This window comes from Kitasatospora sp. Ki12, assembly GCF_054601375.1.
Genome location: NZ_BAAIHT010000001.1, coordinates 695,898 through 717,621, shown reverse-complemented (window position 1 = coordinate 717,621; position 21,724 = coordinate 695,898). Strand labels below are relative to the sequence as shown.

The window sequence follows — 21,724 nt, the reverse complement described above, 5'->3', positions numbered from 1 at the left end:
GCTCCTTCCCGTGCCCGAACTCCCCGAGGTCGAGGTCGTCCGCCGTGGTCTGGCCAACTGGGTCGCCGGGCGGACCGTCGCCGACGTCCAGGTGCTGCACCCGCGCGCGGTGCGCCGCCAGCCCGCCGGCGCGGCCGACTTCACCGCCCGGCTGACCGGTACCACCCTCGGCACCGCGCAACGGCGCGGCAAGTACCTGTGGGTGCCGCTGTCCGGGACCGGGGCGGGCTTCTCGCTGATCGGCCACCTCGGGATGAGCGGCCAGCTCCTCGTCCAGGACCCGGCCGTCCCCGACGAGACGCACCTGCGGGTCCGGCTGCGCTTCGCCGACGGCGGGCGCGAACTGCGCTTCGTCGACCAGCGGACCTTCGGCGGCCTGGCGGTCGAGGAGGCCGAGGAGGGCGACCCGGAGGGCACGCCCGTCTCCATCGCGCACATCGCCCGCGACCCGCTCGACCAGCGCTTCGACGACGGGACCTTCGTCGCCGCGCTGCGGGCCAAGCGCACCACCGTCAAGCGCGCGCTGCTCGACCAGACCCTGATCAGCGGCGTCGGCAACATCTACGCCGACGAGGCGCTGTGGCGCGCCAAGCTGCACTACGACCGGCCGACCGCGACGCTCACCCGCCCGCAGGCCGCCGCCCTGCTGGCGCACGCCCGGGACGTGATGACCGCGGCGCTCGCCGTCGGCGGCACCAGCTTCGACAGCCTCTACGTCAACGTGAACGGTGAGAGCGGCTACTTCTCCCGGGACCTCGACGCCTACGGCCGCGAGCACGAGCCCTGCCGCCGCTGCGGCACCGCGATCCGGCGGGCGGCCTGGATGAACCGCTCCAGCTACTTCTGCCCCCGCTGCCAGCGCGTGCCGCGCGACCGCAGCGGGGGCTGAGCCCGCCCCAGGGCCCGGTTTCCGAGCCCTACGGCCGGGCGGCGAGTTCGGGCTGCTCGGCGTCCGTGCCGCCGGGCGAGCCGTGGGTGTCCTGGCCGAAGTAGGCGACGCCGACCGCGGCCACCACGGCGAGCAGGAAGCCGACCACGCCGAGCCAGGCCAGGCCGGCCTTGGAGGAGTCGCCGAGCCAGAGCACGCCGACCGCGCCGGGCAGCACCGTCTCGCCGACCACCAGCGCGGCCGTGGCGCCGTTCACCGAGCCGATCTGCAGCGCCACGGTGTGGATGTACATGCCGCCGAGGCCGCCGACCAGGACCGCGTACAGGGCCGGGTCGGAGAGCAGCGCGCCGAGGTCGAACGGCTCGACGCCGTTGAGGATGCGCACGCCGACGCCCAGGGCGCCGAAGCCGAGACCGGAGAGCAGGCCGGCGACGATCGCGCCGTTCGCTCCCATCCGCCGCACCAGCAGGCTGCCGCCGACCAGCAGCACGGTGATGACGATCAGCAGCCACCAGTGGAAGGACGGGTCGGCGTGGTGGCCGCCCTCGGGGCCGGCCGAGACGGCCAGCAGCACCAGCGCCGAGCAGAGCACGCCGATCGAGGCCCACTCCAGCTGCTTGAGCCGGATGCCCAGCAGCTTGATGCTGAGCAGCGCGGTGATCACCAGGTTGGCGCTGATGATGGTCTGGGAGAGGAACAGCGGCAGCAGCCGCGCGGCCAGCGCGCCGAGCCCGAAGCCGATCAGGTCGAGCACCGTGCCGAGGATGAACTCCCAGGTGACGGCGGCCTTCGCGGTCGAGGAGAGGCTCGGCCCGCCGTGCTCGGTGGTGGCGGTGGTGGTGCCCTTGGCGGCCTCCTCCCGGGCGGAACGGCGGGATCCGACGGCCTGCAGGACCGAGCCGGTGCCGTAGCAGGCGGATGCCGCCACGGCGGTGACGAGGCCGATGATCACCGAAGTGCTCCGATCGGGAGTTGGGTCAGGAACGGGCTGGGTCAAGAAAAGACAAAGGGACCGGCGGTCCGGGACCACTATGCCCGTTCGCGCGGTACGGTCGGCACGCCCCCGGGCTGCCCCGGATTCGGGCCGGACCTGCCGGGACGTACGTCCGGGCGCCTTCCGCGGTTCCCGTGCCCCACCCGGGTCAGGGTCGGCCGGGGGAAACATCATCCCCGAGAAGGGGAGCGGACCCGGCGGTCGGCGGGGAGTCCCGCCTCTACCAGTATGCGAAGGGTATGGCGTGCTCCGACGCCGCTCGCGGTAGCGTCGGGGACATGAGAACCCTTGCACGACGTTCCCGGGGCGCCGGGCCACTTGCCCTGGTGGCGGCGCTGCTCGGGCTGCTGCTCCTGCTGGCCCCGGCGGCCTCGGCCGCCGGCGGGCTGAGCAACGCCGCCGCCACCCTGAAGAAGGGGCAGGTCTACGTCGATCCGACGATGCTGAACCGCTTCAGCCAGGACCAGGCGGACGCCCTGACCAAGAAGATCGAGAAGGCCGACAAGCCGATCTTCATCGCGGTCGTCCCCGACGCCGCCAACAAGGACACCGTCCTCACGGACCTTCGCACCCTGGTGGGCATCGACGGCGTCTACGGCGTTTGGCGAGGCACCGGCGGCTTCCTGGCCCACGCAGACCGCGGCGCGATGGGCGTCGGCACCGCGGAGAGGATCGCGGGCGCCGTCGGCCGCGCCGACAAGGGTGACATCAACGCCACCCTGAACGACTTCGTCGACCAGGCCGCCCCGCAGACCAAGGGCCAGGGCGTCAACCACAGCACCTCGATCGCCTGGGTGGTCATCCCGGTCGTGCTGGTGGCCCTGGCCGGTGCCGGCGTCTTCTTCCTCTTCCGCCGCGCCAAGAAGCGCAAGGAGGAGCAGGCCCGGGCCGAGCTGGAGCAGGTGAGCCGGGTGGTGGACGAGGACATCACCGCCTTTGGCGAGGAGCTGGACCGGCTCGACTTCAACCCGGGCGCGGCCGACGCCGACGACGCCCAGCGCACCGACTACACCCACGCCCTGGACTCGTACGAGAAGTCGAAGCGCCTGATGGCGGAGGCCAAGCGGCCGGAGGACGTCAAGCCGGTCACCGAGGCGATCGAGGACGGCCGGTTCGCGCTGGCCACCCTGAGTGCCCGGCGGGACAAGCGCCCGCTGCCCGAGCGCCGGCCCCCGTGCTTCATGGACCCGCGCCACGGCCCGTCCGTCAAGGACGTCGACTGGGCCCCGGCCGGTGGCTCCGCCCGCTCCGTCCCGGTCTGCCAGGCCGACGCGGACCGGGTGGCGGCCGGCCTCGACCCGGCCGTCCGCACCGTGGACACCGAGCACGGCCCGCAGCCGTACTGGAACGCCGGCCCGGCGTACGCCCCGTACGCGGGCGGCTACTACAGCAGCTTCGGCGGCGGCCTCCTGCCGGGCCTGCTGGTCGGCACCATGCTCGGCTCGATGATGAGCACCCCGGCCTACGCGGCGCCCATGATGGACGGCGGCCACCACGGCTACCAGGACCAGTACGAGGGCGGCGACTACACCGGGGCCGACTTCAACGCCGGGGACTTCAGCGGCGGGGGCTGGAGCGGTGGCGGTGACTCCGGTGGCGGTGACTTCGGCGGCGGGGACTGGTAGCCCCGGCCGAACGCCCGACCCCGCGCGGCCCCGTCGGTTCCTCCGGCGGGGCCGCTCCCGTGTCCGGGCACCCCGGTGGGGGAGCAGCTAGGGTCGGGGCATGCACGGTCGCGACGCCCACAGTGAGGAACCGGTCCGGGTCACCGCCTGGGTCCGGGGGAAGGTCCAGCAGGTCGGGTTCCGCTGGTGGACCAGGGCACGGGCGCTGGAGATCGGCTTGACCGGCTACGCGAGCAACCTCGGCGACGGCCGGGTGCAGGTGGTCGCCGAGGGCCTGGCGCCCGACTGCGAGGAGCTGCTGGTCCGGCTGCGCGGCCCCGGGACCCCGGGCAGCGTCAGCGGGGTGACCGAGATCTGGACGGCCGTCGGCCCTGGTTACGAGGGTTTCGAGATCCGCTGAGCCGCTTCCGGACCGCGCCCGGACCGCCCCCGCCGGGCCCCCGTAGGCCCCCCGCCGGGCCCACCCCGAAAAGATCCGGAACTGTCGGTGTCACGAGGTTGCCATCCGGGCAGACTCGTGGTTGACTCCGCATCGAACGATGATCCACGAGCACGTGGTGGACCCGTCCCGATGGACCCCCAGGCGTGACCACACCGCCGGGCAGGTGACAGGGGCGCGGTAGCGTGCGGTGATCGTGTTGACCCTTTCCGTCTTTGGTGAGACGCTGGAAACCCGCGCACACGACCGCGTTTATCCGGCAGGCGCATGCCCTCGTGAGCCCAGCTCACGGTGGTTGTGCCGTAGTGCCCAGCCAGCACTTCCGGTGACGCGCCGCGCGTGCGTCCCCCTTCCCCCTAGACCTGTACCGTTCCGGTTCGGTCACTCAGCGTGGAGGACCATTCATCATGGCAAAGGCGCTTCTCGGGTACGTCGGCGGCCCCGACCCGCGAATGCTCTCCGAGATGCGACGGCTTCAGCAGCGCGTCCAGGACCTTGAATCCGAGCTCCTTCGGATGCAGGCCGAGAACGACGCTCTCACCGCTGTCGCTGACGAGCACTCGCTGCTCAACAGCATTGATCTGGATCAGCGGGAGCCGGCTCTCACCTGAGTCCCGCCCGGTCCTCGCAGATCGACGCCGCTGTGCACTGAGCCGCCCCGAAAGGGACGCAGCTTGCAAGGGACGCCCTGATGTGGCGTCCCTTCGTCGTGTCCGACTCCGGATACAGTCGCACGCCGGGGGCCCTGGCGAGCGACGAGGAGACCGGCCGCGTGCACCTGAAGAGTCTGACGCTGCGCGGGTTCAAGTCCTTCGCCTCCGCCACCACCCTGCGCTTCGAACCGGGCATCACCTGCGTGGTCGGCCCGAACGGCTCCGGCAAGTCGAACGTGGTCGACGCGCTGTCCTGGGTGATGGGCGAGCAGGGCGCCAAGTCGCTGCGCGGCGGCAAGATGGAGGACGTCATCTTCGCCGGGACCAGCGGGCGCGCCCCGCTCGGCCGCGCCGAGGTCAGCCTCACCATCGACAACACCGACGGCGCCCTGCCGATCGACTACGCCGAGGTGACCATCACCCGGACGATGTTCCGCAACGGCGGCAGCGAGTACGCGCTCAACGGCGAGACCTGCCGCCTGCTGGACATCCAGGAGCTGCTCTCCGACTCCGGCATCGGCCGGGAGATGCACGTCATCGTCGGGCAGGGACAGCTGGACTCCGTCCTGCACGCCGACCCGATGGGCCGGCGCGCCTTCATCGAGGAGGCGGCCGGCGTCCTCAAGCACCGCAAGCGCAAGGAGAAGGCGCTGCGGAAGCTGGACGCGATGCAGGCCAACCTCAACCGGGTCCAGGACCTGGTGGCCGAACTGCGCCGCCAACTCGGCCCGCTCGGCCGACAGGCCAGGATCGCCCGCCGGGCCGCCGGCATCCAGGCCGACCTGCGCGACGCCCGGCTGCGACTGCTCGCCGACGACCTGTCCACCCTGCGCCGGGCCGTCGAGGCCGAGGTCGCGGACGAGCTGGCGCTGCGGCTGCGCCGGACCACCGTCGAGCAGGAGCTGGCCCGCGCCGTCCAGCGCGAGCGTGTCCTGGAGGCCCAGGTCCAGCAGCTCGGCCCCGGCCTGGAGGCCGCCCGGCAGACCTGGTACTGGCTCTCTGCGCTCGCCGAACGCACCCGCGGCACCATCGGACTGGCCGAGGCCAGGGCCCGGCACGCCGCCGCCGGCGGGCGGGTCGAGGAGCGCACCGGACGCGACCCCGAGCAGCTGGAGCAGGAGGCCGCCCGGGTCCGCGAGGAGGAGGCCGAACTGGCCGGGGCCCTGGAGGAGGCCCGATACGCGCTGGCCGAGGCGGTCGAGCGCAAGGGCGGGCTGGAACGCGAACTGGTCGCCGAGGAACGCCGGCTGCGCGACGCCGCCCGGGCCATCGCCGACCGCAGGGAAGGGCTCGCCCGGCTGCAGGGACAGGCCGCCGCCGCCCGCTCCGAGGCCGCCGCCGCCCAGGCCGAGACCGGCCGGCTCGCCGAGGCCAGGGACGAGGCGCTGCTGCGCGCCGAGGCCGCGCGCGCCGAACTGGAGGAACTCCAGCAGCAGGTCGACGGCACGGCCGGGGACGACGAGCGGGCCGAGACCGGGTACCGGGAGGCGCGTGAGCGGCTGGCCGCCGTCGAACGGGAACTCACCGCCGCCCGGGAGGCGGCCGGCGCCGCCGAACGCGAACGGGCCGGGCTCACCGCGCGTCACGAGGCGCTCTCGCTCGGGCTGCGCCGCAAGGACGGCACCGGCGCGCTGCTCGCGGCGGGGGAGCGGCTGGACGGGCTGCTCGGCCCGGCGGCCGCGCTGCTGCGGATCGAGACCGGCCACGAGGTGCCGGTGGCGGCGGCGCTCGGGGCCGCGGCCGACGCGGTGGCCGTCGACTCGCCGACCGCCGCCGCCGGGGCGCTGCGACTGCTCCGGGCCGACGACGCCGGGCGGGCCGCCCTGCTGATCGCGGGCGCGGCCGACGGGCCCGGCGTGGCCGATGTGCCCGGTGCGGCGGGGGAGTTGCCGGACGGCGCCCGCTGGGCCGCCGAACTGGTGTACGGCCCCGCCGAGTTGCTCGCCGCCGTACGGCGCTTGCTGGCCGGGGTGGCGGTGGTCCCGGACCTGGACGCGGCGCTGCGGCTGGTCGCGGACCACCCCGGGCTGACCGCCGTCACCGCCGACGGGGACCGGCTGGGCGCCGGCTTCGCGCACGGCGGCGCCGGCGGCGCGCCGAGCCTGCTGGAGACCCAGGCCGCGGTCGACGAGACGGCCCGGGCGATCGGCGAACTCACCGACCGCTGCGCCGAGTCGGCCGAACGGCTGGCCGAACTCACCGAGCGGCGCCGGGAGTCGGCCGCAGAGGTCGAACGGCAAGGCGAGCGGCGACGGCAGGCGGAGCGGGAACGGGCCCAGGTCGCCGGCGCGCTCGGCCGCCTCGGCGGGCAGGCCCGGGCCGCCGTCGGCGAGGCCGAACGGCTGTCGGCCGCCGCCGCGCGGGCCGAGCAGGGCCTGGCCGCCGTGCTGACCGCCGCCGAGGAGGCGGCGCGCCGCCTGGCCCTGGCCGAGGAGTCGGCGGACGCCGGGGAGGACGAGCCGGACCCCGCCGAGCAGCAGCGGCTGGCGGAGGCCGCGAGCGCCGCCCGGCAGGCCGAACTGGAGGCCCGGCTCGCGGTGCGCACCCACGAGGAGCGGGTGCGCGCGCTGGCCGGGCGGGCGGACCAGCTGGACCGGGCCGCCCGCGCCGAGCGCGAGGCGCGCGCCCGCGCCGCCGAGCGCCGCCGGCGGGCCGAGCACGACGCCGGGGTGGCGAACGCCGTCGCGGCCGGCGCCCGGCAGCTGCTCGCCTGTCTGGAGGTGTCGCTGGCCCGCGCGGACGCCGGGCGGGCGGCCGTCGAACAGGCGCGCGGCGAACGCGAGCAGGAGCTGCGGGAGCACCGCGAGCACGGCCGCGGCCTCAAGGAGGAGCTGGACAAGCTGGTCGACGCCGGGCACCGGGACGAGGTGCTGCGGGCGGAGAAGCGGCTGCGGATCGAGCAGCTGGAGTCCCGCGCGCTGGAGGAGTTCGGCATCGACGGCGGCGAGCTGCTGGCCGGGTACGGGCCGGACCGGCCGGTCCCGCCCGCGACGCCGGAGGACGGCCAGGAGCCGGGGGAGCCGTACCCGTACGTCCGGGCCGAGCAGGAGAAGCGGCTGCGGGCCGCCGAGAAGGCGTACCAGCAGCTCGGCAAGGTCAACCCGCTGGCGCTGGAGGAGTTCGCCGCGCTGGAGGAGCGCCACAAGTTCCTCGGCGAGCAGCTGGACGACCTCAAGCGCGGCCGGCGCGACCTGCTGGACATCGTCCGGGACGTGGACCAGCGGGTCGAGCAGCTGTTCACCGCGGCGTACCACGACACCGCCGCGCAGTTCGAGGGCGTCTTCGCCCGGCTCTTCCCGGGCGGGGAGGGCCGGCTGGTGCTGACCGATCCGGACGACATGCTCGCCACCGGGGTCGAGGTGGAGGCCCGGCCGCCCGGCAAGAAGGTCAAGCGGCTGTCCCTGCTGTCCGGCGGCGAGCGCTCGCTGACCGCGGTGGCGCTGCTGGTCGCGATCTTCAAGGCCAGGCCCAGCCCGTTCTACGTGATGGACGAGGTGGAGGCGGCGCTGGACGAGACCAACCTGCGCCGGCTGGTCGGGATCATGGAGGAGCTGCGGGAGAGCTCCCAGCTGATCGTGATCACCCACCAGAAGCTGACCATGGAGTCCGCCGACGCCCTCTACGGCGTGACGATGAAGGGCGACGGCATCTCCCAGGTGATCAGCCAGCGGCTGCGGGACGCGGACCGGGCCCGGGGCAGGGAGCGGGACGGGGCCCGGGAGCGGCCGATGGGGGTGCGTACCGCACCGGTGTAGGGCGGCGGCGGTCCATCCGGGCTCCGGTCACGGATACTGGAGCGGATATGGAATACGTGATCCTTGCCGTAGTCATCGCCGTGGTCGCCGTCGGCGCGATCGCCGGCCTCGTCGTTTCCGGCAGACGACGCCAGCAGCTGCCCCCGAAGTCGCAGGCGCCGGTCATCACGGCGCCGAAGCCCACCCCGGCGGAACCCCAGGTCGGCGACGAGTCCGCGCCGCCGACCGAGGAACCCCGCCGCACCGTCGAGGAGGTGCAACTCCCGGCGGAGCCGGCGGCCCCCGAGGCCGTCGAGGCCGTCGAGGTCGAGCCCGCCGAGGCCGAGGCGGCCCCCGCCGTCGAGGTCCCCGAGCCCACCGCCGGCCGGCTGGTCCGGCTGCGCTCGCGGCTCTCCCGCTCGCAGAACTCGCTCGGCAAGGGCCTGCTCTCGCTGCTCTCGCGCGAGCACCTGGACGAGGACACCTGGGAGGAGATCGAGGAGACCCTGCTCACCGCCGACGTCGGCGTCACCCCCACCCAGGAACTGGTCGAGCGGCTGCGCACCCGGGTGAAGGTGCTCGGCACCCGTACGCCCGAGGAGCTGCGCGCGCTGCTGCGCGAGGAGCTGGTCGAGCTGGTCGGCAAGGACTCCGACCGCGTCGTCCGCTCCACCAAGCACGAGGACGGCCCGGCCGTGGTCCTGGTCGTCGGCGTCAACGGCGTCGGCAAGACCACCACCACCGGCAAGCTGGCCCGCGTCCTGGTCGCCGACGGCCGCACGGTGGTCCTCGGCGCCGCCGACACCTTCCGTGCCGCCGCCGCGGACCAGCTGCAGACCTGGGGCGAGCGGGTCGGTGCGCGCACCGTGCGCGGCCCCGAGGGCGGGGACCCGGCCTCGATCGCCTTCGACGCGGTCAAGGAGGGCATCGCCGAGGGCGTCGACACCGTGCTGATCGACACCGCCGGCCGACTGCACACCAAGACCGGTCTGATGGACGAGCTGGGCAAGGTCAAGCGGGTCGTGGAGAAGCACGGCCCGGTGGACGAGGTGCTGCTGGTGCTGGACGCCACCACCGGCCAGAACGGCCTGATCCAGGCCCGGGTGTTCGCCGAGGTGGTCGACATCACCGGCATCGTGCTGACCAAGCTGGACGGCACCGCCAAGGGCGGCATCGTGGTCGCGGTCCAGCGCGAGCTGGGCGTGCCGGTCAAGCTGATCGGCCTGGGCGAGGGCGCCGACGACCTGGCGCCGTTCGAGCCGGGTGCGTTCGTGGACGCGCTGATCGGGGACTGAGGCTCCCCGCCGGCCTGGGCCGGGAAGGGTCCGCTCCGCTGGGGGCGGGCCCTTTCGCGTACCCGGGGCCGGATGGGCGGGCGACCGCGCCAAGGGCCGCCCGAGCCGCGTCACGGGTGGGACGGGGAACCCGACCCGAGCCGAGGGGTCAGAGCGCTTCGGAGGCGAGCGGGCGGATCAGGACGCGATCCAGGCCGGTTCGGCGGTGCGCTCGCGGCCGCGGTGGCAGGCGTACGCGAGGGTGCCGAGCAGCAGGCGGGCCTCGGGCGGGCAGCCGGCGTTGTCGCGGGTGGGCCGGCGCAGCCAGCGGACCGGGCCGAGGCCGCCGAGGACGGTGGGCGGGGCGGCGACGTAGCTGCCCTCGCCGTGGCAGGTGAGGTCGAGCGCGGCGTCGTCCCAGCCCATCCGGTAGAGCAGGTCGGGCAGGCGGCGGGCGGTGCCGGCGGCGACCAGGAACTGCAGCCGGCCGGTGGGTGCGGCGAGCACCGGGCCGACCTGGGTGCCCATCCGCTCCAGCCGGACCAGTGCCTGCAGGCCGGCCTGCTCGGGGACGTCCAGGACGTCGAAGGCGCGGCCGGTGGGGAACAGCACCGAGCCCTCGGCGCGACCGGCGCGGGCCCGGCCCTCGCCGCCCGGTACGGGGTGCAGGCCGGGCGCGGCGCAGCGGGCGGCGCCGCAGGGACAGCGGGTCGGGGCGGTGGCGCCGGCGGCCGGGGCTGCGGCGACGGGTGCTGCGGCGACCGGGTCTCCGGTGGCGACCGCCCAGCCCCAGCGGCCGGTGTACTCCGCGGCGGCCTGGGACGCGGTGACCTTGGTGCGGCGGCGCGCGCCCAGCGGTGCCAGCCGCAGGTGCCCCAGTCGAAGTTCGCCGAACAGGTTGTCCATGCCTCCCCCAACAGGTTCTCGTTGCCGATGGTTACGGGACGGTGACTGTGTGTCGATTGTCGGGTGTGTGGTGCGTAGTGCGGTGGCGGCGCGCAGCGCGTGGTGTGCGCCTGTTCCGGTGGTGCGCCTCGGGCGCCGCCTTGTGGGGGCGGCGCGGATGCCGGATCGTCGTGTGCGCGAGGCTGTTGCCGCCCGGAGTGGGTGGTGAACTCGCTTGTGCCTGAGGTGAATTGCGGGTTCTGCCGGGCTCCCCGGGGTGAGCCTGGGGACTTGGCGGCCCGCATATGCCGGACCGCCGGGACTACCTAGTGAAGCGTGTGCCCCCTGACTTCGGTTCACTCCTGGGGGTGGCGAAAGGTGGCGTTTCGCCAGGGCCGCTCCCGCGGGCCCCTCGCGGGGCATTACGTTCAGGGCGCGGATGTCGTCGGTGATCCCGCTCCGGGCCGTCGGGGACCGGGAGTTGGGAATCTGACGGCTCGTCCGCGACGATGGCACACCAGTGCGAGGGCGCGGCACGGCACCACCTCAGGCACGGCACGCCTGGCAAGAGCCCGCAACCGTCGGGCGGTCACGATCGGGGGCCCCGCGAGGGGCCGGGCGGGATGGGACGTTCCCCATGGCAGAGAAGCAACCCAATGAGAAGCTGACCACGTGGTTCGCCCGCAGCGGCTGGTCCAAGGGTGAGCTGGCCCGGCAGGTGAACCGCCGGGCCCGGCAGATCGGCGCCCACCACGTGTCCACCGACACCTCCCGGGTGCGCCGCTGGCTCGACGGCGAGCAGCCCCGCGAGCCGATCCCCAAGATCATGTCGGAGCTCTTCTCCGAGCGCTTCGGCTCGGTCGTCTCGATCGAGGACCTCGGCCTGCGCGCCGCCATCCCGGTCTCCACCGTGGGCGGCGGGGTCGACCTGCCGTGGAGCGGCCCGCAGACCGTCCAGCTGATCAGTGACTACTCCCGCAGCGACCTGATGCTGAACCGCCGGGGCTTCCTCGGCACCTCGCTGGCGCTGACCGCCGGCGCCGCGCTGATCGAGCCGATGCAGCGCTGGCTGACCCCCGGCCCGACCGGCGTGCCCACCCCGATCCTGACCGCGGCCAACGGCGGCGAGGCGTTCACCGGCCGGCTCTCCGAACCCGAGCTCGAACTGCTGGAGCAGACCACGGTCATGTTCCGCCAGTGGGACGCGCAGAACGGCGGCGGGCTGCGCCGCAAGGCCGTCGTCGGCCAGCTGCACGAGGTCACCGACCTGCTCCAGGAGACGTACAGCGAGGACACCACCCGGCGGCTGTTCCGGCTCACCGCCGAACTCGCGCACCTGGCCGGCTGGATGTCGTACGACGTCGGGATGCACCCGAGCGCGCAGAAGTACTACGTGCTGGCCCTGCACGCGGCCAAGGAGGCCGGCGACCGCCCGTTCGGCGCGCTGATCCTGACCGACATGAGCCGCCAGATGATCCACCTCAACCGGGGCGAGGACGCCCTGGAGCTGATCCACCTGGCGCAGTACGGCAGCCGCGACACCGCCACCCCGCGCCAGCAGTCCCTGCTGTACGCGATGGAGGCGCGCGCCTACGCCACCATCGGCGAGATCAACCGCTGCGCCCGGGCGATCCGGCTGTCAGAGGACACCTTCACCGACATCCGCGAGGGGGACGAGGAGCCGGACTGGCTGAAGTTCTTCTCGCCGGCCGAGCTGAACGCGGAGAACGCGCACTCCTTCCGCGACCTCGCGTACCACTCCGACAACGCCCAGCTGTACGCCTCGCTGTCGGCGCCGGTGATGGAGCGTGCCGTCGACCTGTTCCGCCAGGACGGCGACCACGTGCGCTCGTACGCCTTCAACCTGATCGGCATGGCCAGCGTGCACCTGCTGCAGCGGGAGGCCGAGCAGGCGGCGGTGATGGCCGAGCAGGCGGTGGACATCGCGACCAAGGTGCGCTCGGAGCGGCTGAACTCCCGGGTGCGCAAGACCACGGAGGCCGCCGCGGCCCGGTTCAAGGGCGTGGACGCGGTGAGCCGGCTCAAGGAGCGGGTGGTTCAGGACATCCCGGAGTACGTCTCGGTGGTCTGACCGCCGCTCCCACCTGACTCCACCGACCGTGGCGGCCGCCGCCGTCACGGTCGGTGGCTCTTTCGCGCCCGGGCTCGGCCGGTTTCGCGTCTGCGGCCGTCCGGGGTGTCCGGAGCCGTCCCGTGCGGCGGCACGGTAGCCCGTCCGGGTGGTCCGGAGGCCCCGGTTCACGTGGCCGTAACCCGTGCGTCGCACGCGTCACGGCCGCGAAACAACCGGCCGCACTGGCCGAAACCAGCCTTCGGCACGCTCCTCCTCATCGCCGACACCCCGGAGTGGCACGGGACAGGACCCCGGGTGCGGATCGGCTTGAACGCAGAGGAGACGCCGATGCCGGACGGCTTCAGCGCGGGCGACACCGCCTTCGTGCTCATCAGTGCGGCCCTGGTCATGGTGATGACCCCGGGCCTGGCCTTCTTCTACGGGGGCATGGTCAGGGCCAAGAGCACACTGAACATGCTGGCGATGAGTTTCCTCTCGCTCGGCATCGTCAGCGTGCTCTGGGTCCTCTACGGGTACTCGCTCAGCTTCGGGCCCGACGCCTTCGGCGGACTGATCGGCAACCTGGACTTCCTCGGGATGCGCGGCATCGGCCTGAACGAGCTGAGCGGGACCATCCCGGTCACCGCCTTCGCGATCTTCCAGCTGATGTTCGCGATCATCACACCGGCGCTGATCAGCGGCGCCATCGCGGACCGGGCCAAGTTCGCCGCCTGGGGCCTGTTCATCGCGCTCTGGGTGACGGTCGTCTACTTCCCGGTCGCGCACTGGGTCTTCTTCTTCGACGGCGGCAACGGCGGCTGGCTGGGCGACCGCAACGGCGTGATCGACTTCGCCGGCGGCACGGCCGTGCACATCAACGCCGGTGTCGCGGGCCTCGCGCTCTGCCTGGTGCTGGGCAAGCGGGTCGGCTTCAAGAAGGACCCGATGCGCCCGCACAGCCTGCCGCTGGTGATGCTCGGCTCCGGGCTGCTGTGGTTCGGCTGGTTCGGCTTCAACGCGGGCTCGGCGCTGGCCGCCAACGGCGTCGCCGCGATGGCGATGGTCAACACCCAGGTCGCCACCGGTGCGGCGCTGGTCGGCTGGCTGATCTACGAGAAGCTGAAGCACGGCGCGTTCACCACGCTGGGCGCCGCCTCCGGCGCGGTGGCCGGACTGGTCGCGATCACCCCGGCCTGCGGCTCGGTCAGCCCGCTCGGCGCGGTTGCGATCGGCCTGGTCGCCGGCGCGGTCTGCGCCGCCGCCGTCTCGCTGAAGTACCGCTGGGGCTTCGACGACTCGCTCGACGTGGTGGGCGTGCACGCGGTGGGCGGGGCGATCGGCTCGCTGCTGGTCGGCGTCTTCGCCACCGGCGGGGTCGGCCAGACCGCCAAGGGCCTGTTCTACGGCGGCGGGCTCGGGCAGCTCGGCAAGCAGGCGATGGGCGTGGCCGTGGTCGCGGCGTATTCCTTCGTCCTCTCCTGGCTGCTGGCCAAGGCGGTGGACAAGCTGGTCGGCTTCCGGGTCGCCGAGGAGGTCGAGGTGGCCGGCATCGACCAGGCCGAACACGCCGAGTCCGCCTACGATTTCAGCGCCGTCGGCGCGGGACTGGCGCGGGCCCTCCCGGGCCTGGCCACGGCCGCCGCACCGGGCGGTCCGTCCGCCGAGAAGCCCACCGAGAAGGCCGCCGGAAAGGCCGCCGAGAAGACCGAGGTCGACGCCTGATGAAGCTCATCACCGCCGTGATCAAGCCGTACCGCCTGGACGAGGTGAAGGCCGCCCTGCAGGCCTTCGGGGTCCACGGCCTGACCGTCACCGAGGCCAGCGGCTACGGCCGCCAGCGCGGCCACACCGAGGTGTACCGCGGCGCCGAGTACACCGTGGACCTGGTGCCGAAGGTCAGGATCGAGGTCCTGGTCGAGGACGAGGACGCCGACGACCTGATCGAGGTCCTGGTGAAGGCCGCCCGGACCGGGAAGATCGGCGACGGCAAGGTCTGGAGCGTCCCGGTCGACACCGCCGTACGGGTCCGCACCGGAGAGCGCGGACCGGACGCCCTGTAGGCCCGGATGCCCCTGTAGCCCCCACCGTCGGCGGGCCCGCCACCCCCTTGGGGACGCGGGCCCGCCGAACGGCGTACCCCCGCCCGGCCGAACCGCGGCGCACGCAATCCCGGCGCACCGCGGGACGGTCCGGCCGCACGACGGACGGGACCCCGCGCATGACCACCGAGACCAGGCCTTCCGACCCCGCCGACCCCACCGCCGCCCGGGCCGCGCTGATCGCCGACCCCGGCCCGGTCGGCCGCCCGCGCCGCGAGGCGCTCGCCCGGGCCACCGACGACTGGCTGGCAGGCCTGCTCCAGGCCGCCGGCGCCCCGCCCAAGGTCGCGCTGGTCGCCGTCGGCGGCTACGGGCGCGGCGAGCTGTCGCCGCGCAGCGACCTGGACGTGCTGCTGCTGCACGACGGTCCGATCGCCCGCGAGCTGCCCGAGCGGATCTGGTACCCGGTCTGGGACGCGGGCGCCAAGCTCGACCACTCGGTGCGCACCGTCGCCGAGGCCCGGGCGGTCGCCGCCGCCGACCTCAAGGCGCAGCTCGGCCTGCTGGACGCCCGCCACCTCGCCGGGGACCCGGCGCTCACCGCCGAGCTGCGCTCCGCGGTGTTCACCGACTGGCGCGCGAGCGCCCCCGCGCGCCTGCCCGAACTGCGCGAGCTGGGCCGCGAGCGGGCCGAACGGCACGGCGAGCTGTCCTTCCTGCTGGAACCCGACCTCAAGGAGGCCCGCGGCGGCCTGCGCGACGTGGTCGCGCTCAACGCCGTCGCCGCCACCTGGCTGGCCGACGCGCCCCGCGACGGCCTGGACGCCGCCGCGCTGCGGCTCGCGGACGTGCGCGACGCCCTGCACCTGGTGACCGGCCGGGCCACCGAGCGGCTCAGCCTGCAGGACCAGGACCAGGTCGCCGAGCGGCTCGGGGTGCTGGACGCCGACAGCCTGCTGCGCCAGGTCTACGAGGCCGCCCGCACCATCGCCTACGCCGGTGACGTCACCTGGCGGGCGGTGGACCGGGTGCTCGCCGACCGGGCCGGCCGGGGCCGCCGGGCGGTCCGGCGGGCGTTCCCGTTCACCGCGCCGTTCACCGGTGCCGGGCGCGGCGCGGGCGCGGTGGCCCGGGGCGCGGTCGAGCGCCGCCCGCTCGCCGACGGCGTGGTCGAGCAGGACGGCGAGGCGGTGCTGGCCCAGGGCGCCCGCCCGGCGGCCGACCCGGTGCTGCCGCTGCGCGCCGCGGCCGCCGCCGCGCAGAACGGGCTGACCGTCTCGTACGCGACGGTGCGCCGGCTGGCCGCCGAGTGCCGGCCGCTGCCGGTGCCCTGGCCGGACGAGGCGCGCGAGCAGCTGGTCACCCTGCTGGGCGCGGGGGAGGCGGCCGTCCCGGTCTGGGAGGCGATGGAGGCGGAGGGGCTGGTCACCCGGCTGCTGCCGGACTGGGAGCGGGTGCGCTGCCGTCCGCAGCGCAACGCCGTGCACCGCTGGACGGTGGACCGGCACCTGGTGGAGACGGCGGTGCGGGCCGCCGCGATGACCCGCCGGGTGGCCCGGCCGGACCTCCTGCTGGTCGCCGCGCTGCTGCACGACATCGGCAAGGGCTGGCCCGGGGACCACAGCGAGGCCGGCGAGGTGATCGTCCGCGACCTCGCGCCCCGGATGGGCTTCGGACCGGACGACACCCGGACCCTGGCGGTGCTGGTCCGCCACCACCTGACGCTGGTCGACACCGCGACCCGCCGCGACCCGGACGACCCGGCCACCGTCGAGACGATCATCAAGGCGGTCACCACCCTGCCGGAGCTGGAGCTGCTGCACGCGCTCACCGAGGCGGACGCGCTGGCCACCGGCCCGGCCGCGTGGAGCGGCTGGCGGGCCTCGCTGGTGGACGGCCTGGTGGCCCGGGCGGCCGACCGGCTGGCCGGGGCGGGCACCGCGCCGGTCGAGGCGGCGCCGACCGCCGAGCAGGAGCGGCTGGCGATCGAGGCCGCCCGCACCGGCGAGCCGGCCCTCTCGCTGCGGGCCCAGGCCGGCGGAGCGGACCCGGGCGCCGAGGCGATGGGTGTCGAGCCGATGGGCGTCGAGCTGACCGTGGCCGTCCCCGACCGTCCCGGGCTGCTGGGCACCGCCGCCGGGGTGCTCGCGCTGCACCGGCTGGCCGTCCGCTCGGCCGGGCTGCGCGAGCTGGACCCGATCGGCGCTGGGCCGGTGCTGCTGCTGTCCTGGCGGGTGGCCGCCGAGTTCGGCGAACTGCCGGAGGCGGCCCGGCTGCGGGCGGACCTGCGCCGGGCCCTGGACGGCTCGCTGGACGTGGCGCGGCGCCTCGCCGAGCGGGACGCCGCCGCCCCGCGCCGTAAGGGCATCCCGACCCCGCCGCCGGTGGTCGCGGTGGCGCCCGCGGTGGCCTCGGCGACCGCGACCGTGCTGGAGGTCCGGGCGCACGACGCCCCCGGGCTGCTGCACCGGATCGGCCGGGCGCTGGACGGGGCCGGCGTACGGGTGCGCACCGCGCACGTCTCCACGCTGGGCGCGGACGCCGTCGACTCCTTCTACCTGACCGACGGGGAGGGCCGTCCGCTCACCGCCGGGCGGGCCGGGGAGGTGGCGGCGGCGGTCCGGGCGGCACTGGGCTGAGGAACGGCCGCTGAGGTCTCCGGTACCGGGGGTGGAGACCGTACCCGGGGCGGCCGGATACCCTGGGGACGACGACCGAACCGATACCGATGCCGTAGAGGACCCGCGACGACGTGTTCGACACCCTTTCCGATCGCCTCGCAGCGACGTTCAAGAACCTCCGGGGCAAGGGCCGCCTGAGCGAGGCGGACATCGACGCCACCGCCCGCGAGATCCGCATCGCGCTGCTGGAGGCGGACGTCGCGCTGCCGGTCGTCCGGGCCTTCATCAAGCAGGTCAAGGAGCGGGCGCTCGGTGTCGAGGTCTCCGGCGCGCTGAACCCGGCGCAGCAGATCATCAAGATCGTCAACGAGGAGCTCATCGCGATCCTCGGTGGCGAGACCCGCCGGGTGCGGTTCGCCAAGAACGGCCCGACGGTCATCATGCTCGCCGGTCTGCAGGGTGCCGGTAAGACCACCCTCGCGGGCAAGCTCGGCCACTGGCTGAAGAGCCAGAAGCACACCCCGCTGCTGGTCGCCTGCGACCTCCAGCGCCCCAACGCGGTCAACCAGCTCCAGGTCGTCGCCGAGCGCGCCGGCGTGGCCTTCTACGGCCCGCAGCCGGGCAACGGCGTCGGCGACCCGGTGCGGGTGGCCGAGGACTCGATCGAGTACGCCAAGCAGAAGCAGTACGACGTCGTCATCGTCGACACCGCCGGCCGCCTGGGCATCGACGCCGAGCTGATGCAGCAGGCCGCCGACATCCGCGCCGCGGTGAACCCGGACGAGGTCCTGTTCGTCGTCGACGCGATGATCGGCCAGGACGCGGTCACCACCGCGCAGGCCTTCCTCGAGGGCGTGGACTTCACCGGTGTCGTGCTCTCCAAGCTCGACGGCGACGCCCGCGGTGGTGCCGCCCTGTCGGTCGCGCACGTCACCGGCCGCCAGATCATGTTCGCCTCCAACGGCGAGAAGGTCGACGACTTCGACGCCTTCCACCCGGACCGGATGGCCTCGCGCATCCTCGGCATGGGTGACGTCCTCTCGCTGATCGAGAAGGCCGAGCAGACCTTCTCGCAGGCCGAGGCGGAGAAGATCGCCGCCAAGCTGCGCGGCGGCCCGAAGGCCTTCACGCTGGACGACTTCCTGTCGCAGCTGGAGCAGGTCCAGAAGATGGGCTCGATCTCCAAGCTGCTCGGCATGCTGCCCGGCATGGGCCAGATCCGGGACCAGATCAACAACATCGACGACAAGGACGTCAACCGGGTCGGCGCGATCATCAAGTCGATGACCCCGGCCGAGCGGGCCGAGCCGGAGCTGATCAACGGCTCCCGCCGGGCCCGCATCGCCAAGGGTTCGGGCGTCCAGGTCGGCGAGGTGAAGAACCTGGTCGAGCGGTTCTTCGACGCCCGCAAGATGATGTCCGCGATGGCCTCCGGCAAGGGCATGCCCGGCATGCCGGGGATCCCGGGCATGGGCGGCGGCGCGAAGAAGTCCGGCAAGAAGGCTCCGCAGGCCAAGGGCAAGCGCAAGAGCGGCAACCCGCTGAAGCGGGCGCAGGAGGAGGCCGCGGCCGCCGAGCGCCGCGCGCTCGGCCCGGGCGCGGGCCAGGGCCCGGCGGACGGCGGGGCGTTCGGCCTCGGCGCGGGCAAGGGCCCGGCCGACTTCGAGCTGCCCAAGGAGTTCAAGGACCTGCTGTAGTCCTTGTGTGCCTGTGGGTGTCCGCGCGCGGTCGTTCGCGGCTCCTTCGGGAGAGGTCTTGATCGATTCCGATCGGCCCGTCGTCCGGTGTTTCCGGGCGGCGGGCCGATCGCGTGTCCGATGATGGGGGCATGCGAGTGATGATCAGGGCCCCGAGGGCCGAGGACACGGTTGCGTACGCCGAGGCGGTCCGCCGGTCCGCCGAGCACATCGGGCGGTGGAACCCGGTCGAGCCGGACGGGCTGCCCGAGCTGCTGGAGCGCCAGGGGGCGGGCCTGCGCACCTTCCTGATCGTCGACCGGGAGAGCGCCGGGCTGGTCGGCAAGGTGAACGTCGCCAACATCGTGCTGGGCCGCTTCTGCAACGCGACCCTGGGCTACGACTCCTACCTGCCGTTCGCCGGCACCGGGCGGATGACCGAGGGCATGCGGCTGGTCCTGGACCGCTGCTTCGCCCCGCACTCGGGCGGCGGGCTGGGGCTGCACCGGCTGGAGATCAACGTGCAGCCGGACAACGAGCGCTCGGTCGCGATGGCCAAGCGGCTGGGCTTCCGGCACGAGGGCTTCTCGCCGCGGATGCTGTTCCTGCAGGGCGACTGGCGCGACCACGAGCGGTTCGCGCTGACCGCCGAGGAGTGGCCCGGCGCCTCGGCATAGCCGCTGGTGGGGGAGGTGGCAGGGTCTCTGGTGGGGACGGTCGGCGGGGCCGTACGGGCGCCCGGGCGCGGCGTTGCGGTTGGCCCGCCCGAGCACCTGTCCGTATCGTCCGATGGGTGACCGAACCCGTGCCGCCGCGTCAGACCCCCGACCAGCCCTGGCGTTCCGAGGGAGCCCCGCCTCCGCCACCGCCCCGCCGTCGGATGCCCGGCGGCTGGACCGGCCTCGTCCTCACCGCCCTCGTGGTGTTCCTGATCTCCGACGTCCTGCTGTCGTTCTTCGGCAACGAGGGCGCCACCACGATCTCGTACACCGAGTTCAACAACCAGCTGAACAAGGGCAACATCACCAAGATCTACTCCAAGGGCGACGCGATCGAGGGCACCCTCAAGAGCGCGCAGCCCAAGCCGGACGGCGGCAAGGGCGACTACACCGAGTTCGACACCCAGCGCCCCTCCTTCGCGGGCGACAACCTGTGGAGCACGCTGCAGCAGCAGGGCGTGGAGGTCACCGCCACCTCGCCGGTCCAGCAGCGCAGCTTCCTCACCAACCTGCTGCTGTCGCTCGCCCCGATGCTGCTGCTGGTCTTCATCTGGGTGCTGCTCGCCCGCCGGATGGCCGGGGGCCTCGGCGGCGGGCCGCTGGGGCGCAAGGCGCCGCCCAAGCCGGTCGCCGCCGACCAGGGCAAGCGCACCACCTTCGCCGACGTGGCCGGCATCGACGAGGTCGAGGCCGAACTCACGGAGGTGGTCGACTACTTGAAGAACCCCGACCGCTACCGCCGGCTCGGCGCCAAGATGCCGCGCGGGGTCCTGCTGAGCGGACCACCCGGAACGGGCAAGACCCTGCTGGCCCGGGCTGTGGCCGGCGAGGCGGACGTGCCGTTCTTCTCGGCCTCCGCCTCCGAGTTCATCGAGATGATCGTCGGCGTCGGCGCCAGCCGGGTCCGCGAACTGTTCGCGGAGGCCCGCAAGGTCGCCCCCGCGATCATCTTCATCGACGAGATCGACACCATCGGACGCCAGCGCGGCGCGGGCGGCGGCATGGGCGGGCACGACGAGCGCGAGCAGACGCTCAACCAGATCCTCACCGAGATGGACGGCTTCTCCGGCTCCGAGGGCGTCATCGTGATCGCCGCGACCAACCGGGCGGACGTGCTCGACCCGGCGCTGCTGCGCCCCGGCCGCTTCGACCGGCGGATCACCGTCAGCCCGCCCGACCGGGACGGCCGCGCCGCGATCCTGCGCATCCACACCCGCACCGTCCCGCTGGCCGGCGACACCGACCTCCGGCAGCTGGCCAAGGTCACCCCCGGGATGACCGGCGCCGAACTCGCCAACCTGGTCAACGAGGCCGCCCTGCTGGCCGTCAAGCGCGAGCAGGACGCGGTCAACGAGCGGGACCTCTCGGACGCCCTGGAGAAGGTCCAACTGGGCGCCGTGCGACCGCTGGTGATGCCGCAGGAGGAGCGCGAGCGGACGGCGTACCACGAGAGCGGGCACGCGCTGCTGGGCATGCTGCAGCCGGGCGCGGACCCGGTGCGCAAGATCACCATCGTGCCGCGCGGCCGGGCGCTCGGCGTCACCCTCTCCACCCCCGAGAACGACCGCTACTCGTACACCGAGCCGTACCTGCGCGGCCGGATCATCGGCGCGCTCGGCGGCATGGCGGCCGAGCAGGTGGTCTACGGGGTGATCACCACCGGCGCGGAGAGCGACCTGGAGCAGGTCACCAACATCGCCCGCGGGATGGCCGGACGCTGGGGCATGAGCGAGCGGGTCGGCCGGCTCACCGCGGTGCCCTCCGACCCGCAGGGCGCGTACGGGCTCTCCGCCGCGCCGACCACACTGGACGCCGTGGACGAGGAGGCCCGGCGGATCGTCTCCGAGTGCTACGACGAGGCGGTGAGGCTGCTGACCGAGCAGCGGCACCGGCTGGACGCGCTGGCGGCGGCGCTGCTGGAGGCGGAGACGCTGGACGAGGAGCAGGCCTACCGCGCGGCGGGCGTGCCGCGGGAGGGGGCCGGGGAGGGCTCGGCCGGGGCCGAGGGGGCTGATGGGACCGAGGGGGCTGATGGGACCGAGGGGGCTGATGGGACCGAGGGGCCGTCCGGGGCAGGCGGGAAGTCGCTCGATCAGGCGTGA

General features: G+C 74.0%; 15 protein-coding genes. 13 read left to right on the top strand and 2 right to left on the bottom strand.

The window, feature by feature from the left end; all coding sequences use genetic code 11:
- Positions 1–10: 10 nt before the first annotated feature.
- Positions 11–889 (top strand): bifunctional DNA-formamidopyrimidine glycosylase/DNA-(apurinic or apyrimidinic site) lyase, encoded by an 879-nt coding sequence (gene mutM, locus ACYP53_RS03030; protein WP_189923508.1) that lies wholly within the window; start codon positions 11–13, stop codon positions 887–889.
- A 28-nt stretch (positions 890–917) separates the two neighbouring features.
- On the opposite strand, the gene ACYP53_RS03025 is transcribed toward mutM, so the two are convergent.
- Positions 918–1,841, bottom strand: a complete 924-nt coding sequence (locus ACYP53_RS03025) for a DMT family protein (RefSeq protein WP_459646575.1) — start codon at positions 1,839–1,841, stop codon at positions 918–920.
- A 320-nt stretch (positions 1,842–2,161) separates the two neighbouring features.
- Between ACYP53_RS03025 and ACYP53_RS03020 the strand changes: the two genes are divergently transcribed.
- From ACYP53_RS03020 to ftsY, 5 genes are all read left to right on the top strand, one after another.
- Positions 2,162–3,508, top strand: a complete 1,347-nt coding sequence (locus ACYP53_RS03020; RefSeq protein WP_189923512.1) for a hypothetical protein — start codon at positions 2,162–2,164, stop codon at positions 3,506–3,508.
- A gap of 100 nt (positions 3,509–3,608) precedes the next feature.
- Entirely contained in the window at positions 3,609–3,908 is a 300-nt protein-coding gene (locus tag ACYP53_RS03015; protein WP_189923514.1) for an acylphosphatase, read from the top strand.
- Between the two features lie 446 nt (positions 3,909–4,354).
- Positions 4,355–4,558: a hypothetical protein gene (locus tag ACYP53_RS03010; RefSeq protein ID WP_030243474.1), complete on the top strand. Its 204-nt coding sequence runs from the start codon at positions 4,355–4,357 to the stop codon at positions 4,556–4,558.
- 161 nt (positions 4,559–4,719) lie between these two features.
- The gene (gene smc / locus ACYP53_RS03005; protein WP_459646574.1) at positions 4,720–8,355 is read left to right on the top strand and encodes a chromosome segregation protein SMC; all 3,636 of its coding nucleotides are present in this window, start codon (positions 4,720–4,722) and stop codon (positions 8,353–8,355) included.
- Between the two features lie 47 nt (positions 8,356–8,402).
- The gene (gene ftsY / locus ACYP53_RS03000; RefSeq protein ID WP_189923518.1) at positions 8,403–9,629 is read left to right on the top strand and encodes a signal recognition particle-docking protein FtsY; all 1,227 of its coding nucleotides are present in this window, start codon (positions 8,403–8,405) and stop codon (positions 9,627–9,629) included.
- Positions 9,630–9,806: 177 nt separating this feature from the next.
- Here ftsY and ACYP53_RS02995 read toward each other — a convergent pair whose 3' ends face one another.
- Entirely contained in the window at positions 9,807–10,514 is a 708-nt protein-coding gene (locus ACYP53_RS02995; RefSeq protein WP_459646573.1) for a bifunctional DNA primase/polymerase, read from the bottom strand.
- A 616-nt stretch (positions 10,515–11,130) separates the two neighbouring features.
- Between ACYP53_RS02995 and nsdA the strand changes: the two genes are divergently transcribed.
- The 7 genes from nsdA (at position 11,131) to ftsH (ending at position 21,724) form a co-directional block, all read left to right on the top strand.
- A complete protein-coding gene (nsdA, locus tag ACYP53_RS02990; RefSeq protein WP_189923523.1) occupies positions 11,131–12,585 on the top strand; it encodes a transcriptional repressor NsdA in 1,455 nt (484 codons plus the stop codon).
- Between the two features lie 330 nt (positions 12,586–12,915).
- A complete protein-coding gene (locus tag ACYP53_RS02985; protein WP_189923525.1) occupies positions 12,916–14,289 on the top strand; it encodes an ammonium transporter in 1,374 nt (457 codons plus the stop codon).
- Entirely contained in the window at positions 14,289–14,627 is a 339-nt protein-coding gene (locus ACYP53_RS02980) for a P-II family nitrogen regulator (protein WP_045700226.1), read from the top strand. Before ACYP53_RS02985 ends, ACYP53_RS02980 begins: the two co-directional genes overlap by 1 nt.
- Before the next feature lie 158 nt (positions 14,628–14,785).
- Positions 14,786–17,245, top strand: a complete 2,460-nt coding sequence (locus tag ACYP53_RS02975) for a [protein-PII] uridylyltransferase (protein ID WP_189923527.1) — start codon at positions 14,786–14,788, stop codon at positions 17,243–17,245.
- 113 nt (positions 17,246–17,358) lie between these two features.
- Positions 17,359–18,924, top strand: a complete 1,566-nt coding sequence (ffh, locus tag ACYP53_RS02970) for a signal recognition particle protein (RefSeq protein ID WP_189923529.1) — start codon at positions 17,359–17,361, stop codon at positions 18,922–18,924.
- Positions 18,925–19,055: 131 nt separating this feature from the next.
- Positions 19,056–19,580, top strand: a complete 525-nt coding sequence (locus tag ACYP53_RS02965) for a GNAT family N-acetyltransferase (protein ID WP_189923531.1) — start codon at positions 19,056–19,058, stop codon at positions 19,578–19,580.
- A gap of 116 nt (positions 19,581–19,696) precedes the next feature.
- Complete coding sequence (ftsH, locus tag ACYP53_RS02960) at positions 19,697–21,724, top strand: ATP-dependent zinc metalloprotease FtsH (RefSeq protein WP_459646572.1); 2,028 nt, start codon at positions 19,697–19,699, stop codon at positions 21,722–21,724.